The following is a 15769-nucleotide window of genomic DNA, read 5'->3' as shown; positions in this document are numbered from 1 at the left end:
CGAACCAGCGCAGTTTGTGCCAAGAACATGTCTGGATATTTCCGAAATGGGCGGCGAGGCTGGAGCTGGACCTCTATCGAGGCAGGAGCTTGAGGCAGACCGGCGGCAATCTTTGGCCGGTGTACGGCCCTCAGCCTTGGGGAAGGAGGCCTTTGTTCCGGATGAGTGTCTGGGGTCTGGGAGTGTTCGCGCTCGCGTGTCTGGCGCAACACGCGGACGCGTTGCCGCTGACGCCGTTTCGTCACGAAGCCCAGGCACAACGGCACTGTCCCGGCGTCACGGTCGTATGGCTCGATTTTCGAAAGGCGCGCTACTATCTGAAGGGGCAGAAGCAATACGCGACGGGGTTCGACGGCAGCTTCGTCTGCAGACATGAAGCCCGCGCCAGCGGTTATCGACGTTCGCTGCTGGGACTTCGCTGATGGCGCGAAGGCGGGACCGCTTCGCTTCATGCGCTGAGGGGCCTCGCTTGATCTGGATCAAGCCGGATGTGGGGAGGCGGCGGCTACGCTGACGACGTGCTTGCTGACCCTCAACAGAAGGCGCGCTCTTGCGAACGCTGCGGCAGCTCGAGGCCGGTGACGAGTTGATCCAGCTCGTAATCCGGCTTGGCCTGCTGGCGCTGCTGATCTACTGGTCATTCGTTCTTATCGAACCATTCGTGCCGATCCTGGCCTGGAGCGTGGTTCTTGCCGTCGCGCTCTATCCTGTTTTCACCCGGCTTTCGCGCGCGCTAGGCGGCCGTCCCAAGGTCGCTGCGGCGCTTCTGACCGTCATCAGCCTCGGCATCGTCATGGGGGCAGCTGCGTGGCTCGGAGTTGGAGCCGTGGATGGGGTGAAAGATATCGCCGACCAGTTGAGTGCCGGAAGCATCGTCGTTCCGTCTCCGCCGGCTCAGGTCAAGGGGTGGCTCTTGATCGGCGCGCCGCTGTACGAGCTATGGGATCGAGCGTCGACCAATCTGCGGGCCGTGTTGCAGGAGGTCGTTCCGCATTTGAAGCCGCTGGCGGGGACCCTGTTTGCCTTCGCGGGCAACGCCGGCGTAGGAACGCTGAAGTTTCTGGTTGCTGTCGCGCTGGCGGGTTTTCTGTTTCCGAACGGATCGAGGCTCGCCGCCGCTTGCCGGGAATTCCTCTCCCACATTGTGCCCGACCGGAGCGAGCACTTCCTAGATATGGCCGGGGCGACCATACGCGCTGTCGCCCAAGGCGTCATCGGCGTGGCGGTCCTGCAGTCCCTGCTGGCGGGGGTCGGCTTCAAGCTGGCGGGAATTCCGAGCGCGGGCCTGTTGGCGTTCATCGTGATGCTGCTCGCCATTGTGCAGATCGGAGCAGCGATCGTTCTGCTTCCCGTCATCGTCTGGCTCTGGTCGACGAAGGATTTTGCAACGGCGCTGGTTCTAACGCTTTTTTTCCTGGTGGTCGGCGTCCTCGATAATGTGCTCAAGCCGCTCGTGATGGGACGAGGCCTCACCACGCCCACTCTCGTCATCTTCGTCGGCGTGATCGGCGGCACGCTTGCGCATGGCATCGTCGGACTGTTCGTCGGCCCGATCATCCTGGCCGTCGCCTGGGAGCTGATGCTGGCGTGGATGCGGGACCCCGCACGCCTGTCCGGGACATGATCGATGGTGCTTCAACTCCTCATGGGGGGGGCGGTGAGTGCGATCAACATCGCGATCCATTCGCTGATAACCGTCGTCGTGATCGGAGCCTTACGGACCTCTGTTCTTACTGCGGCGGCGCGGGTAGGGCTGCAGCTCGCCGGTGTAATGGTCGCGACCGCCCTGGCGTTGATGCTGGCCCACACCGTGGAGATTGCAGTGTGGGCACTGGCCTACTGGGTGCTTCGCGCCGCGCCTCCCGGTAGCGATCTGCTCTACTTCGCGTTCGTGAACTATACGACGCTCGGCTACGGCGACGTCACGCCGGTGAAGGCGTGGCTCCTGATTGGACCGATGGCGGCGATGAACGGCATCTTGCTGTTCGGCTGGTCAACCGCCGTCCTGTTCGAGGTGCTGCAAAAGACGATCGAACGGCAAACGTCGCTCGTGAAGTCCCCCTAGATCGGGAATCTGGTTTCAGGTGTCCAGCTTTGCCAACTGGTCGCGGTCAACCAGCATGATCTCGCGCTGGTTCGAGCCGAGAAAGTCGAGCGCACCGTAGGCGTGCAGCTTGGACAGGGCACGCGACACGGTTTCCAGCGTCAACCCGAGGTAATCGGCGATGTCGCGACGACACATCGGCAAGGCGACCACGTCAGCCCCCTTCAACCGGCGGTCCATTTCTAGCAGGAAAGCGGCGACCCGCTCCAGCGCCGTCTTGCGGCCCAGAAGCAGCATGTGATCTTCGGCGTGCTGAAGGTTGTTGGTCGTCATGATCAGGAGGTTGTGGGCGAAGGCGGGGTCGGAATGCGCGACGCGCTCGAGACTCAATCGCCTCGTCAGGTGTACCGTGGTGTCCACGACGGCCTCGGCGGTAAAGCGATGAACATCATCATTCTCCAGACCGAAAATGTCCCCGACAAGATGGAAGGCGCCGATTTGGCGGCGCCCGTCGGACAGGAGCTTGTAGCTGCGGACGGCGCCGGAAACGACCTGGTAGACGTACTCCGCCGGTTCCCTCTCGCCGTAGATCTCTGTGCCCCTCCTGTAGTTGAATTGGCTGGTGGAAAAGCTGGCGTGGCTGGTGTTCGGAGTGCCGAGGATGTCTGGGGCGAGAATGCCCGGGGGGAGGCTCGGGCTGGCGTTGACGCGAACAAACATGGGCCAACTCCCTATGCGCGGTAGATTGAGGGCGTCCGCTGCGGCTCGATACCGGGTACGCGCCGTCATCTACGGCAAGCCAACCTTACGTTGCTATTGGCCTTGAGGTCATTGTCCCAAAGGACAGGATATGGATGGTGAAGTTGTGCACCCTATGATGCATACCGCCGTGCGGTTGTTTTCAATTTTCGTCGCGGCGGTCCGATGATAAGCTTGCTGCCGCCACGTCTGCTGGCCGAACGCTATGCACAAGCCAATCTCGCTCCCTGGACTGATCATCTGGTCGGTAGCGTTGCTTTGGCCGGTGAGTCTCCGAGCCCAGCTGGCATGTCTGCATTCCATGTCGGTGTCGGACCAGTCCGAGCGGCGCGGTTCGGTTTACCATCGGCTGTCGTCGGGATTGCGGGTCGAGGTGGTGACCTCAGATCTAGAGCCCGGTGGAATCGGCGTCGTCGTTCTTGTCCCGACCTTAATCGGTTCGGAAGCGGCAAAGCGGCCATTTGGAGCCCCTCCTGATGAACGGCCAGAAGGCGTTCCGTCATCGATCGTCGACCTCGTGAAGCCGATCTTCAACGGGTCACGAATGCAGGGTTGGAACGTCGCGGAATCCGGCCCGCCTGCTGATAGAGAGATCCGCCCTGGCGAACCGTCGTTATTCGAAGAGTATCGGTGGAAGGCAATCGCGCTTGCCGCCGCGCTGCTGATCCAGGCCGTGCTGATCGCGTTTATGCTCCACGAGCGGCAGATGCGGCACAGGGCGGAGGTGGAGTCGCGAAGGCGTATGTCCGAACTTGCCCTTGTCAATCGACAGGCAACGGCGGGGGAGCTTTCCTCGTCGATTGCACATGAGCTCAATCAACCGCTTGGTTCGATCCTGACCAACGCCGAGTCGGCAGAGTTGATTCTGCGCTCGGCAACGCCTGACCTGGAGGAGGTGAAGGAGATCATTTACGACATCAAGCGCGATGATCTACGCGCAAGTGAAGTGATCCGGCGGATGCGGAGCCTCTTGAAACGCACTCCTTTTGAAACAAAGGAGGTCGATCTCAACCAGACCATGCGCGAGGCATTCGAATTCGTGTCGCTTCAGGCCTCTGCTCGTAACGTCGCGTTCTATGTGCAAACCTTCCCGGCTCCACTCCAGGTCAAGGGCGACCCGGTGCAGTTACAGCAGGTTATCCTCAACCTTGTTGTAAACAGTATGGATGCGATGGCGAAGATGCCCTACGGACGCACGATTATCGGTCGCACCGAAGTCAATGGGGGCACGTCGGCCGTAATGTCGATTTCGGATTCGGGGCCCGGGATTCCGCAGGACAAGTTGAATGAAATTTTCGATCCGTTCTACACTACGAAGGAGCAGGGCATGGGAATCGGATTGTCCATCGCTCGGACAATTGTGCTGGCTCATAACGGACAGATCTGGGCAGAGAATCAGTCGGGCGGGGGAGCCGTATTCCATCTTTCCCTGCCACTCGTGGTCTAGGAGGGAATTTTCATTGAGTGTGGGCGCAACTTCTTCGGGGAATGTATCGCCTGAAGAAACGCGGGTGTTGACCTTGAGCCGAACAATGCTTGATCTTGGACGAACGCAGTTTTTTTAGTCAGTGTTCTGCGGTCATCCTTCAACGTCGGATCGGCCGCCCTCCTTTTTGCTGCCAGCCGAGCAGGAGAGACAGTTGCCCGGCTACGTCCATGTGGTTGACGACGATACTTCGTTTCGAACGGCGATCGAGCGACGGCTCAAGCTCGCCGGCTATGATGTCGTGACCTATGCATCGGCCCAGGATTTGCTGGATCGGCTACCGAACAATCACCTGTCGGGATGTATTCTGCTTGACGTTCGCATCCCCGGCCTGAGCGGACCGGAGCTTCAAAGCCGCTTGATTGAGCTGGGTTCGACGCTTCCGATCGTGTTTCTGACCGGGCACGCCGATACCGCGACTACCGTGAAAGCGATCAAGGCGGGCGCCGAGGATTTTTTGACCAAGCCGGTCGCATCGGAGCTGCTGATCGATGCGATCGAGCGTGCCATGGCCCGTCAGACGGTCGCACTTAGTCAACGTCGCAAGCTCGACACGCTGCACGCCCTTGTTTCGACGTTGACTCCGCGGGAGCATCAGGTGTTCGAGCTCATTGTGCGTGGCAAGATTAACAAGCAGATCGCTTACGAGCTTGGAACGACCGAACGTACTGTGAAGGCGCATCGCCATCAGGTAATGGAAAAGATGCAGGTGCAGTCCCTGGCAGAACTGGTCTCGATCGCGGAGCGACTTGGCGTGCTCGATCCAGCGGCGCCACGCCGTTGATACCGGTCGTCGTTGCTTAAAGTCTCGTTTCCTGTCCAAAGGGACAATATGCAAGCGTTTTGACAGGGCGTACGTCAAAAGCAGCCGTGGACCACGGGGAGGGGCGACTGGTCGATGGAATTCGCCCGAAGTGATTGATCCGCAGGTCCAGCCTTGCGGTGTCGGATCAGCATAGAAGCTGGAAAGTAGCCGAGGCTGACCACCTTGCCGCCGCCGCGTCTCGTTTTCGTCGTAGACGACAATCCTTCGATGCTCAGAGGCATCAAGCGACTGCTGAGAGAGCACGGCTTTGCGTCTGAGCTGTTCGAGACCGGCTCGGCTTTGCTGAGACATGATGATTTCCGCAGCGCGGTCTGTCTTATCCTCGATATAAACCTCAGCGATGGCTCTGGCATCGAGCTGCGACATTGCCTCGCGGATCGCGGGGTCAACCTGCCTGTTATTTACATTACCGGGAACGACAATCATGCAACCCGCATGGCGGCGCTGGAGTCGGGATGCATTGCTTATCTGACCAAGCCGTTCCCGGCGCAGGCGCTCATCGAGCCGATTGAGCGGGTCCTGGCGTCATCGTCGTAGTCTGCACACTGCGCGGTCATTCGTCGACGGCCTGATCGAGCGTTTGCGTCGGGGTGCCGTGCCGCACTGCTCCGAACCGCTCGAGCGGTATCGACGTCGTCACCGACAGGATATTGGAGTCGACAACCTCCAGCGCCAGCGCTCGTCCAGACTCCATTTCCGTGACCAGCTTGGGATCGGCGGGGAGGGCCGCGATGCACGCATTGGTGAGGCACCAGGTGTAGGGGATACGGTAGGACTCCTTTTGGTCGACCGAAAGCGTCACACCTGCCTGCAGATACATCCCGACAGGTACGAAGAGCTGTAGCCGCGCGCCGCCGTCCACGCGTTCAATGAGGTCGACGCGGACCGCCGTTTGACCGGTGTCGAACGTGCCGGTTATGCTGGTCCTGCAAAGCATTTTTGCTCCGGCTGCCTTAACGCAGACCTTGCGCCAGTCACCGTATTTGATTTCGCGAGGCGTACGTTCGCCGCGCGTGGGGACTTCAGCTGGGTCCGTCTTGGCGGCATTGCCCGGTGAGGGAGCCTGCTGACCTTGAGCAAGGCTGCAATTGGCGGTCAGCAGCAGGAGTACAGCGAAGGTCGATCCGACAGCGGGCAGGTACTGCGGACGTCGGGAGCGGTACGGGATGCTCATGGTTGCTCCTCCTGGCATGGCTGGACTCTCTACCGAGGTCCGTCCAGAAACCGTTCGACCAGCGGCGACCAGATTGGGATGGCATCAGCAGAGCCAATCAGGAAGTGCCCTTCGTTGCCGAACGGTGGCAGAAGATGATATTCAGCGCGGCCTCCGGCGGCAGTGAAAGCCTCATGCATGCGTTTGGACAATGCCGGGCCGAAGAACGTGTCGTTTTCGATATAGATCCACAGCATGGGAATGCGCGACGTGCGGCCGAACTCAGCGGTGGCTGCGACCAGCTTGTCCGGCGCGCAATTGTTGTTGGGCTTGCCATCGACGCGGCCGCCGCGGCCCGCCGCGAAGGTGATGATGGCCTTGACCTGCGCGGGGTTGAGGCTGGACAGCGCGATCGAGGCCCAGCCACCGGCGGATTGTCCGACCACGATGACGTCCCTCGGCACGATCTGCTTTTCAGCTGCCATATAGTCGATGATCCACAGATCGACCTGCGCTACGGCGAGCCCCGGATCGAGAAAGTTGGGGTTCGTGCACTTGCCGACCTTGGAGAAGAACGGGCCGTAGAGCCCGCGCTCGGCGATGTCGATTGCCGCGGCGCCATATCCCGTGCCGACCGGCGCCACCACGAGATATCCGCGCCGCGCAAACCACATCGCTGCATCGCGAAATTCGACCAGCGGAAAGAAACTCCGCTCCTTCGGATTGAGCGAGACGCCGTGGTTCATGATCGCCAGCGGGAAGGGGCCCTTGCCAACTGGCCGAACCAGATAGGCGAACATCGGAAGCGGCAAGGGCAGCGCCCAGATTTCCTCCTGGATAAGCGGAGCGTTCCCCCGATCATCCGCGCGTGACGGTCCAATCGAGTTCAACAGAAGCGCCAGTAAGGTGACTGCGAGAATTTGGAAGCTTTGCTTGCGCACATCGCGGCACCGCCGATCTTTGCCCTCAACCAGCCGAGTAACGTAGAGGCCGGTGTCCAGAGCGGTGGAAATGGTTCGCCTGACGATGCCCATGGTCACGTTCCCCGCAACACGATTGCGTAGCGACGGAGTCCCGAGAAACCGTGCGGCGGCTTGATCCAGATCAAGCCCAACGGACTTCGAGGGGCGGCTTATGACCGGATGCAGGACCTGCACCACCCGACATCGCTCACATGAGCTCTCTGGATATCGCCGGCCACCAGCCGGTCCGCCGCGACGAGGCGGTGCAGGTCGCGCTCCTGCTGGCATTTGCCGGCGGCTATCTCGACGCCTACACTTGGATGATTCACGGCGTGATGGCGAACGCGCAGACGGCCAACCTCGTCCTGCTGTGGGTACACAGCACAGCGGGCCGTTGGCAGGAGGCGCTCCACTTCGTGCCACCGATCGTCGCGTTCACGATCGGCGTCGTGGTCGCGTCGTGGCTGCGTCATGCCGCTGGGGATCGGGCGAGCATGATCAGCATACTGGTCGAGATCGCGCTGCTGGTGACAGTCAGTGTCCTGCACAATCGGCTGCCCGACCTGGCAGGGACGCTTGGCATCTCATTCGTTGCCGCCATACAGGCTGCGATCTTCACCAAGGTCGAGGGCGCCGTCTACAGTTCGGTGATGATCACCGGAAACTTGCGCCAGGCGATCGAAGGCCTCTTCGCCGCGGCCGCCGGAGGCGGTCAGCCGCGGATGCTCCGTCGCTCGGGTATCTTTGCCAGCGTGTGCGTTGCGTTCGGGGTGGGAGCGGCCATCGGTGCCTTTGCGACGAAGGGGATGCCCAACGTGGCACTCGGCCTTCCCGTGGTCGCGCTGTTGGTCGTGCTGTTGCGCTGCGAGGCCAGGGGCGAAGCTTGACCTAAATCAAGCCGCATTGGTGCGACTGGCGCCAAGGGAGCGTTCGGCCAACGCACAGACGGCGGACATGAGCCTATCCCTGCAGCACGGAAGCTGGCTTCGGTTGTTTCCTCCGGCGACCTGGCTTGCCGAATATCAAGCGTCGTGTCTCAGCTCAGACGCGATCGCGGGCGTCACGCTTGCCGCGTACGCGATCCCGGTGTCGCTGGCCTATGCCGGTCTTGCAGGCCTGCCGCCGCAGGTTGGCATCTACGGGTACCTGCTCGGCGGCGCTGGCTATGCCTTGCTTGGCTCGTCCCGCCAGCTCGCGGTTGGGCCGACATCGGCGATCTCGCTGATGATCGCTGGAGCAGTCGGAGCCTTGGGCGGCGGCGATCCGGTGCGCTACGGGCAGATCGCGAGCCTTGTTGCTTTCTCCGTTGCGGTGCTTTGCCTGCTCGCCTGGCTGTTCAGGTTGAGCCTGCTGGTGCGGTTGATCAGCGACAGCATTCTCGTCGGCTTCAAGGCGGGGGCAGGGCTCACGATTATCATGAGCCAGTTGCCGGGCTTGTTCGGTGTTGCGGGCGGAGGACATCAATTCTTTGATCGGGCGATCCGGCTCGCCGGGCAGCTTGGCGATACCAAGCCGCTCGTGTTGGTCATCGGTCTTGTCGCAATCCTGCTGCTGCTCGTCGGCGAACGGCGGCTGCCGGGAAAGCCCGTCGGCCTTGTTGTGGTGGCCCTGTCGATCCTGGTCGCATCAATTGCTGGCCTGACGGCGCTCGGCGTGCCCGTGACCGGTGAGATCCCGAAGGGGTTGCCGGCCCTCGCGCCGCCGCGCTTTGGTTTGCTCGAGTTCGACGAGCTGTTTCCGGTTGCCGCCGGGTGTCTGGTGCTGGCCTATGTCGAAGGGGTCTCGGCCGCCCGGAGCTTTGCGACCAAACACGGTTACGCGCTCGACGTCAGGCAGGAATTCCTCGGACTGGGCGCCGCAAATCTGGCCGTTGCGTTCGGTCACGGCTATCCAGTCGCGGGCGGCCTGTCGCAATCCGCGGTGAACGACTCGGCTGCGGCGCGCACGCCGCTGTCGCTGGTCTTCTGCTCCGTCACCCTTTCGTTGTGCCTCCTGTTTTTCACCGGCCTTCTCACCAACCTGCCGAAGGCTGTTCTGTCAGCCGTTGTGTTCGCCGCGGTGTACAGGTTGGTCGATATCGGCGCCTTGATGCGGATGTGGCGGATCAGCCGGATCGACTTCTATGCGGCAAGTATCGCCCTGGTTTCGGTGTTGTTCCTCGGCATTCTCGAGGGCGTCCTGCTGGCCGCGCTTGCCTCCATCTTCCTGCTCTTGCTCCGTGCTTCCCAGCCCAACGTTGCTTTCCTCGGCCGCCTTCCGGGCAGTGGGCGCTATTCGGACCGGGCCCGGCACGAGGGTGTCGAGCCCCTGGTCGGCATCATCGCCTTCCGTCCCGAGACTTCGCTCCTCTATGTCAACGCGGAAACCATTCTGGATAGCGTCCTCGCGGCATTGAGGTCATCGCCTGACGTTCGGCTGGTCGTCTGCGATCTCTCGGCGTCGCCTTTCATCGACCTGGCGGGCTCTCAGATGCTGCGCGACCTTCATGCCGAACTGGCGTCCCGCTGCGTCACATTCTGCATCGTTGGCGCCCATGCACAGCTGCGCGAGGTCTTGAAGGCCGACGGCCTCGCGGACAAGACCGACAGCAACGAGTGGATGCGGACGCTCGATAGCGTGCTGAGCGACAGAAAGCCGCCGGCTGAGGGTTGATTGCGGTTCATTCCGCCGCTTCGAGCTTGCCGCGGCTTGACTTGGATCAAGGAGACCGCGTGAGGCGGCCGCACCATCGGCGCAATCAAAAGGAGCGGGAGACCGACCATGCCCATCACCGAACCGACACAGCAGCGCATCGATCAGTTCTTCTCCGGACCGGGCGGACGAGCCGACGACTGGCGGGATCTGCTTGATGCTGCCAAGGCCTGGAGCAAGGGAGGGGATCGCGCCAAGTATGACGCGGCGTTGTCGGGGCTCGCAATCACGGAAGAGTATCACGGCTATCCTGGCGCTCATCTTATGGCTGCCCTGAAGGAAGCCGCCGCGGTCGGCGACGCTGCCAAGTCGCTGGCGCTCGCGACGCGGATCGTGCAGGCGCTGCAGACGAAGTCGTTTCGGCAGCATGCGGGCGACTGGAATGCCGAGGACGAGGGTGATGGTGACGTCCCCGATCTGCTTCCGCCGACTTTTGGCCAGCCCGCGGCACGCCGTCCGTACTTCGAGACACTGATCGTGACAGGCGTGCCGGCCAAGAATTGGCCGGCGCTCGCGGCGGAGTGGCGCAGGCTACGGCGCCCGGTCGATGCATTCATCTATGAGCCGGTCATCGTCGGCAGCCTTGAGGACGCCTTCTGCGCGGCCATGCTCAACCCCAATATCGCGGCGGTGGTGATCAATGAGGGCTTCGGCTGGCGCTCGCGACAAGATGCGCCCGTGCTTCGTGCCATGACGGCCGCCATGGGGCTCAACGAAGAATCCGACGCCTCAGCGCTGCGTCTGGCTCACATCCTGAAGCGGGTCCGCCCGGAGCTTGATCTGTACCTGATGTCCAATCGCGACGTCGAAAGCATGGCCGGTGATCCCGAGGCTGACGTGGTGCGACGTGTGTTCTACTCAGTCGAGGATATCCTGGAGTTGCACCTCTCGATCCTGGAAGGCGTGCAGGACCGATTCGACACGCCGTTCTTCGACAATCTGAAGAAATACGCACAACGGCCGATCGGCACCTTCCACGCGCTGCCGATCGCGCGCGGCAAATCCGTCTTCAAGTCGGACTGGATCCGCGACATGGGCGAATTCTACGGCCTGAATCTGTTCCTGGCCGAGAGCAGCGCAACCACGGGCGGTCTCGACAGTCTGCTGGAGCCGACCGGCACCATCAAGAAAGCGCAGGAGAAGGCGGCGAGGGCGCTCGGCGCCGATCGCGTCTTCTTCGTCACCAATGGCACCTCGACCTCGAACAAGATGGCCGTGCAGGCCCTCCTGGCGCCCGGCGACATCGCGATCGTCGATCGCAACTGCCACAAGTCGCATCACTACGGGATGGTGCTGGCCGGCGCGCAGCCGCTTTACGTCGAAGCGTTCCCGATGACCGAGTATTCGATGTACGGCGCAGTGCCGCTGAAGACGATCAAGCAGGCACTCCTGAGTGCGAAGGCGGATGGCCGGCTCGACCGGGTCAAGATGATCGATCTGACCAACTGCACCTTCGACGGTCACATCTACAACACGCGACGGGTGATGGAGGAATGCCTTGCGATCAAGCCGGACCTGATCTTCCTCTGGGACGAGGCCTGGTTCGGCTTTGCACGATTTTCGCCGTTCCTGCGACGACGCACCGCGATGGGGGCTGCCAACGAGATCGAAGCGTGGATGCGCGATCCGAAATCGGTCGCGGCGTACGAGAAGCAGCAGGCCGAACTCGGCAAGAACCCTTCCGACGAGGTGCTGCTCAAGACCAGGCTGATCCCCGATCCGCGCAAGATCCGGCTGCGCGTCTATCAGACCAACTCCACGCACAAGTCGATGTCGGCGATCCGCCAGGGCTCCATGCTGTCGGTCAAGGACGTCGAATTCCATACGGTGGAGGCGCAGTTCAAGGAGGCCGTCTTCACCCACGCCTCAACCAGTCCGAACCAGCAGCTCATCGCCAGCCTCGACGTGTCGCGACGACAGATGGAGCTGGAGGGTTACGGTCTCGTGGCCAACGCCATGGAGATCGCATTCGCCATCCGGCAGGCCGTCAACAACAATCCGCTGATTTCCAGGTATTTCCGGGTGCTCGGTGCCGATGCCATGGTGCCCGCGCAATATCGCCAGAGCGGCTTCGTCGACTACCTGACGCCCGGCATGAATTGGGCGGCCGCATTGAAGAGCCTGGACGAGGACGAATTCTGCCTCGATCCGACGCGCATGACGCTGGTTTGCGGCACCGCCGGCTTCGACGGCACGCAGTTCAAGGGGCTGTTGGCCAGCCGCTACAACATTCAGGTCAACAAGACCTCGCGCAACTCGGTCCTGATCCAGTCGAATATCAACAACACGCGCAGCGACGTCGCCCATCTCGTGCGAGTGCTGGCGGAGATCGCCGGTGAGGTCGATCGTAGCCTGGCCCAGGGCGGCGCCAATGCCAGGGTCGGCTTCGAGGCACGCGTCGGCAGCCTGATGAAGAATGTGCCCGACCTGCCGAATTTCTCGCATTTCCATCCGAGCTATCGCGGTGACGCCGGCTCCAGGACCAATGAAGGTGACATTCGCGGCGGCTTCTATTCGGCCTATGACGCAGCCGGATGCGAATACATCCGGCTCAACGACCCGGAGATCGACCGTCGCCTGAAGAACGGTCCGGACCTCGTCTCCGCGAACTTCGTGATCCCGTATCCGCCTGGCTTCCCGATCATGGTGCCGGGACAGGTCGTCACCCAGGAGACCATCGACTTCATGCGCAAGCTCGATGTGAAGGAGATCCACGGTTACGACGCAACCGAAGGCCTGAAGCTCGTCAGGACCGAGGCATTGGCGAGAATGGGCAAGCCCAAAGCCGCCGCCGCGCCAGAGTTCAAGGCGGCGTCGTGAGCCGCGGGAGGGGACAGTCATGAAAAGCTTCTTCACGTTCCTGCAGCAGAATCCGTATCTGCTGCTGTTCTTCGTCGTTGGCCTCGCCGTTTGGATCGGCCGAGCCAGCGTCAAGGGCTACGGGCTCGGCATGGTGGCAGGCGCCATCGTGGTGGGTGCCGGTGTTTCGGTTCTGGCGTCGACCTATGGCGTGAAGCTCGAGTTGAACAATTTCGCCAAGAGCCTGTTCTACTATCTGTTCATGTATGGCGTCGGCCTCCGGGTCGGACCGTCCTTCATCAACAGTTTGAAGGGCGACGGTCTGAAATTCTTTGTCCTCGCGCTGGTGTCGAGTGTGCTCGGACTCACGCTCGTCGTGATCGGTGCGAAGTTGTTCCAGTTGCCGGTCGGCGCGGCCGGCGGCATGCTGGCGGGTTCGCAGACCATGTCGGCTGCGATCGGGTCGGCGGAGCAGGCGGTCACATCAGGCGTCGTGAAGTTGCCCGAAGGCATGAAGCCCGAGGAGGCATCCGGCATGATCGCGTTGTCCTACGGCATCACCTACATCTGGGGCACCGTCGGCATCATCCTGATCTGCAAATATCTGCCGCGGTGGTGGGGGGTCGACGCCAGGGCGGCGGCGAAAAAGTACGAGGAAGAGTTCGGCGTCAAGGATCTCGAAGGCGGCGGGCTAACAGGCTATCGCCAATTCGGATTGCGTGCTTACCGGCTCGAAAGCCCCGGGACAATCGGGAAGAGCATTGCCGACTTCCGCAAGACGGATCCCGAATACCGGATCGTCAATGTGCTGCGTGGCGGGCAGCAGATGGGTGCGGATACGGACTTGGTGCTGCAGAAGGGCGACATTATTGCGCTCGGCGGCGCGATCGAGCACCTGACCGAGAAAATGGGCCTCATCGGCCCCGAGGTTGCCGATGCGAAGGCGCTTAACATTCCACTCGATCAGGCCGAGATTCTTGTCACCAACAAGGAGGTCGTTGGGCGGACCTTCGAGTCGTTCCGCGGGGAGGCGGTCGCGGGTCAACTTCAGGTCACCAAGGTCGAACGTGGTGGCGTGACGATCCCGGCCGGTCTCAAGACCGAGTTGCAGCGGATGGACATCGTCTCGGTAGTTGGCCTGAAGTCCGCCGTCAGCGAGCTCGGGGAGATGTGGGGACGCATCGCGCGGACCAACACCTCGACGGACCTGCTCACGCTCGCCGCGGGAATGATTCTCGGCTTCCTGATCGGCCTGATCGAATTCCCGGCGTTCGGCGCCAAGGTCGGGCTTGGCAATGCCGGTGGCCTGCTGCTGTCGGGTGTGATCGTCTCCTCGGTCGTTTCGCGCCTGCGCTTCTTCGGCAATACGCCGAACGCTGCGCGCAACGTGCTGGAGGATCTCGGCCTCGTCGTCTTTGTGGCCATTGTCGGCGTCAATGCTGGTGCGGGACTGCTGTCGCAGTTGACCGGTGCGATTGCGCTGAAGATCTTCATCGCCGGCTTCATTGCCTGCACGATCCCTCCCTTCATCGTCTGGGCGATAGGCTTCCATATCTTCAAGATCAACCCTGCGGTGCTGATGGGTGGCGTCGCCGGCGCGCGGTCGCATTCCGGCCCATGCCGCGAGGCCGCGGTCGAGATCCAGAGTTCCGTGCCCTGGATCGGATTCCCGGTCGGCTACGCCGTGTCAGGAATCTTGCTCACCATCTTCGGCTATTTCGCGATGTTGCTCGCGCAATAGGCGCTGCACCCTGGTCCGCGGAGAAAACATCATGAAGGGTCGTCTACTTGTTGCACTGGTTGCGTCGGTGCTGGGAGTGGCTGGATTTGGCGCGAGGTCGCAGGCCGAAGTCGGATCGGTCGGCGTGATCTTCACCAAGGGTGGCTTCGTGATCGGCGTCGGGGGCGGCGAAGGTGTGCTGACTCTCCGCGGCAGGCACTACCCTTTCACGGTGTCGGGTATGAGCGTCGGATTCACGATCGGCGCCTCGACCACCAAGCTCGTTGGACACGCCTACAATCTGAGGGGACCAGCGTCGATTGAAGGCTCCTACACCGTCGCCGGTGCCGGTGGTGCGATCGCAGCCGGTGCGGGAGGCGTGCAGTTGGTGAACGCCAACGGCGTGATCCTGCAGCTCAGTGGCCCCAAGGTCGGCGCCGAACTGTCGGCCGCTGTGGGCGGGGTCACGATACGGTTGAAGCAGTAGTGAGATGGCGACCAGGCCGCGCCATCACGCGGTCAGTCTCGTCAGTATCTCTCGGCAACCGACTTCATCCCGCGCAGGCTGGTCTGATCGTTATAGCGGCCCTTGCTGGACCGCTTGGGGAGCCTGATCTTGTCGCGCTTCACGCGTCCGTACGGAATGGTGCTCAGGATATGTGAAATACAGTTGAGGCGCGCCCGCCGCTTGTCGTCGGAGCGGATGATGTACCAGGGTGCATGCTTTGAGTTGGTTGTCTTGAACATCAGGTCGCGGGCCCGGGAGTAGTCGTACCAGCGCCGGTAGGATTCCGTGTCCATCGGACTGAGCTTCCATTGTCGCAACGGGTCATCGATCCGCGCGTTGAAACGGCGCTCCTGCTCCTCCATCCCGACCTCGAGCCAGAGCTTGATCAGGATGATGCCGCCCTCGATGATGTATTGCTCCATCTGTGGACAAAGCGAGAGGAACCGCTTGTGCTCCGCCGACGTGCAGAATCCCATCACATATTCGACCCCGGCACGGTTATACCAGCTGCGATCGAAAATGACGATTTCGCCGGCTGCCGGGAATTGTTGCATGTAGCGCTGGATGAAGAGCTGCGACTTCTCGCGATCGGAAGGCGCGGGAAGGGCAACCACGCGGAATACGCGCGGACTGACCTTCTCGGAGAGCGCCTTGATTGTGCCCCCCTTGCCTGCGGCGTCGCGGCCCTCAAACAGGATGATCACGCGCAGCTTGTGCGCCTTCACCCACTCCTGGAGATGGCAGAGCTGGACCTGCAGCTTTTGCAGTTCCTTCTCGTATACCTTGCGCTTCATCTTCTCCGTCGATGCGTCTTTGGCCAT

Annotated in this window: 15 protein-coding genes; 11 read left to right on the top strand and 4 right to left on the bottom strand. The window is 61.9% G+C overall.

What is annotated here, in order from left to right; genetic code table 11:
• Positions 1–161: 161 nt before the first annotated feature.
• From QDT69_RS26080 to QDT69_RS26070, 3 genes are all read left to right on the top strand, one after another.
• Positions 162–422, top strand: coding sequence for a hypothetical protein (locus QDT69_RS26080; RefSeq protein ID WP_279709402.1), 261 nt, complete (start codon positions 162–164; stop codon positions 420–422).
• A 128-nt stretch (positions 423–550) separates the two neighbouring features.
• A complete protein-coding gene (locus tag QDT69_RS26075) occupies positions 551–1624 on the top strand; it encodes an AI-2E family transporter (RefSeq protein WP_279709350.1) in 1074 nt (357 codons plus the stop codon).
• Between the two features lie 3 nt (positions 1625–1627).
• A complete protein-coding gene (locus QDT69_RS26070; protein WP_279709349.1) occupies positions 1628–2065 on the top strand; it encodes a potassium channel family protein in 438 nt (145 codons plus the stop codon).
• A gap of 15 nt (positions 2066–2080) precedes the next feature.
• Here QDT69_RS26070 and QDT69_RS26065 read toward each other — a convergent pair whose 3' ends face one another.
• Positions 2081–2764 carry a helix-turn-helix domain-containing protein gene (locus QDT69_RS26065; protein WP_279709348.1) on the bottom strand — a complete coding sequence of 228 codons (684 nt, stop codon included), beginning with the start codon at positions 2762–2764 and terminating at the stop codon, positions 2081–2083.
• 340 nt (positions 2765–3104) lie between these two features.
• On the opposite strand from QDT69_RS26065, the gene QDT69_RS26060 reads away from it, so the two are divergent.
• The 3 genes from QDT69_RS26060 (at position 3105) to QDT69_RS26050 (ending at position 5652) form a co-directional block, all read left to right on the top strand.
• Positions 3105–4250 carry a HAMP domain-containing sensor histidine kinase gene (locus QDT69_RS26060; RefSeq protein ID WP_279709347.1) on the top strand — a complete coding sequence of 382 codons (1146 nt, stop codon included), beginning with the start codon at positions 3105–3107 and terminating at the stop codon, positions 4248–4250.
• A gap of 193 nt (positions 4251–4443) precedes the next feature.
• Complete coding sequence (locus QDT69_RS26055) at positions 4444–5073, top strand: response regulator (RefSeq protein WP_279709346.1); 630 nt, start codon at positions 4444–4446, stop codon at positions 5071–5073.
• Positions 5074–5277: 204 nt separating this feature from the next.
• A complete protein-coding gene (locus QDT69_RS26050; protein ID WP_279709345.1) occupies positions 5278–5652 on the top strand; it encodes a response regulator in 375 nt (124 codons plus the stop codon).
• Between the two features lie 16 nt (positions 5653–5668).
• On the opposite strand, the gene QDT69_RS26045 is transcribed toward QDT69_RS26050, so the two are convergent.
• Together QDT69_RS26045 and QDT69_RS26040 are read right to left on the bottom strand one after the other, a co-directional pair.
• Entirely contained in the window at positions 5669–6289 is a 621-nt protein-coding gene (locus tag QDT69_RS26045) for an invasion associated locus B family protein (RefSeq protein WP_279709344.1), read from the bottom strand.
• Positions 6290–6318: 29 nt separating this feature from the next.
• Positions 6319–7302, bottom strand: a complete 984-nt coding sequence (locus QDT69_RS26040; protein WP_279709343.1) for a dienelactone hydrolase family protein — start codon at positions 7300–7302, stop codon at positions 6319–6321.
• Positions 7303–7442: 140 nt separating this feature from the next.
• On the opposite strand from QDT69_RS26040, the gene QDT69_RS26035 reads away from it, so the two are divergent.
• From QDT69_RS26035 to QDT69_RS26015, 5 genes are all read left to right on the top strand, one after another.
• Entirely contained in the window at positions 7443–8117 is a 675-nt protein-coding gene (locus tag QDT69_RS26035) for a YoaK family protein (RefSeq protein WP_279709341.1), read from the top strand.
• A gap of 67 nt (positions 8118–8184) precedes the next feature.
• Positions 8185–9882 carry a SulP family inorganic anion transporter gene (locus tag QDT69_RS26030; protein ID WP_279709340.1) on the top strand — a complete coding sequence of 566 codons (1698 nt, stop codon included), beginning with the start codon at positions 8185–8187 and terminating at the stop codon, positions 9880–9882.
• A 108-nt stretch (positions 9883–9990) separates the two neighbouring features.
• The gene (locus QDT69_RS26025; protein ID WP_279709339.1) at positions 9991–12741 is read left to right on the top strand and encodes a decarboxylase; all 2751 of its coding nucleotides are present in this window, start codon (positions 9991–9993) and stop codon (positions 12739–12741) included.
• A 19-nt stretch (positions 12742–12760) separates the two neighbouring features.
• A complete protein-coding gene (locus tag QDT69_RS26020) occupies positions 12761–14461 on the top strand; it encodes a transporter (RefSeq protein WP_279709338.1) in 1701 nt (566 codons plus the stop codon).
• 31 nt (positions 14462–14492) lie between these two features.
• Positions 14493–14927, top strand: a complete 435-nt coding sequence (locus tag QDT69_RS26015; RefSeq protein WP_279709337.1) for a hypothetical protein — start codon at positions 14493–14495, stop codon at positions 14925–14927.
• A 41-nt stretch (positions 14928–14968) separates the two neighbouring features.
• Here the strand turns inward: QDT69_RS26015 and ppk2 are convergent, their stop codons facing one another.
• Positions 14969–15769: a polyphosphate kinase 2 gene (ppk2, locus tag QDT69_RS26010; RefSeq protein WP_279709336.1), complete on the bottom strand. Its 801-nt coding sequence runs from the start codon at positions 15767–15769 to the stop codon at positions 14969–14971.

Origin of the sequence: Bradyrhizobium sp. CER78 (assembly GCF_029846235.1) — a bacterium.
Classification (GTDB): Bacteria; Pseudomonadota; Alphaproteobacteria; order Rhizobiales; family Xanthobacteraceae; genus Bradyrhizobium.
The sequence above is the reverse complement of the archived record's forward strand: the minus strand, read 5'-3'. Positions and strand labels throughout refer to the sequence as shown.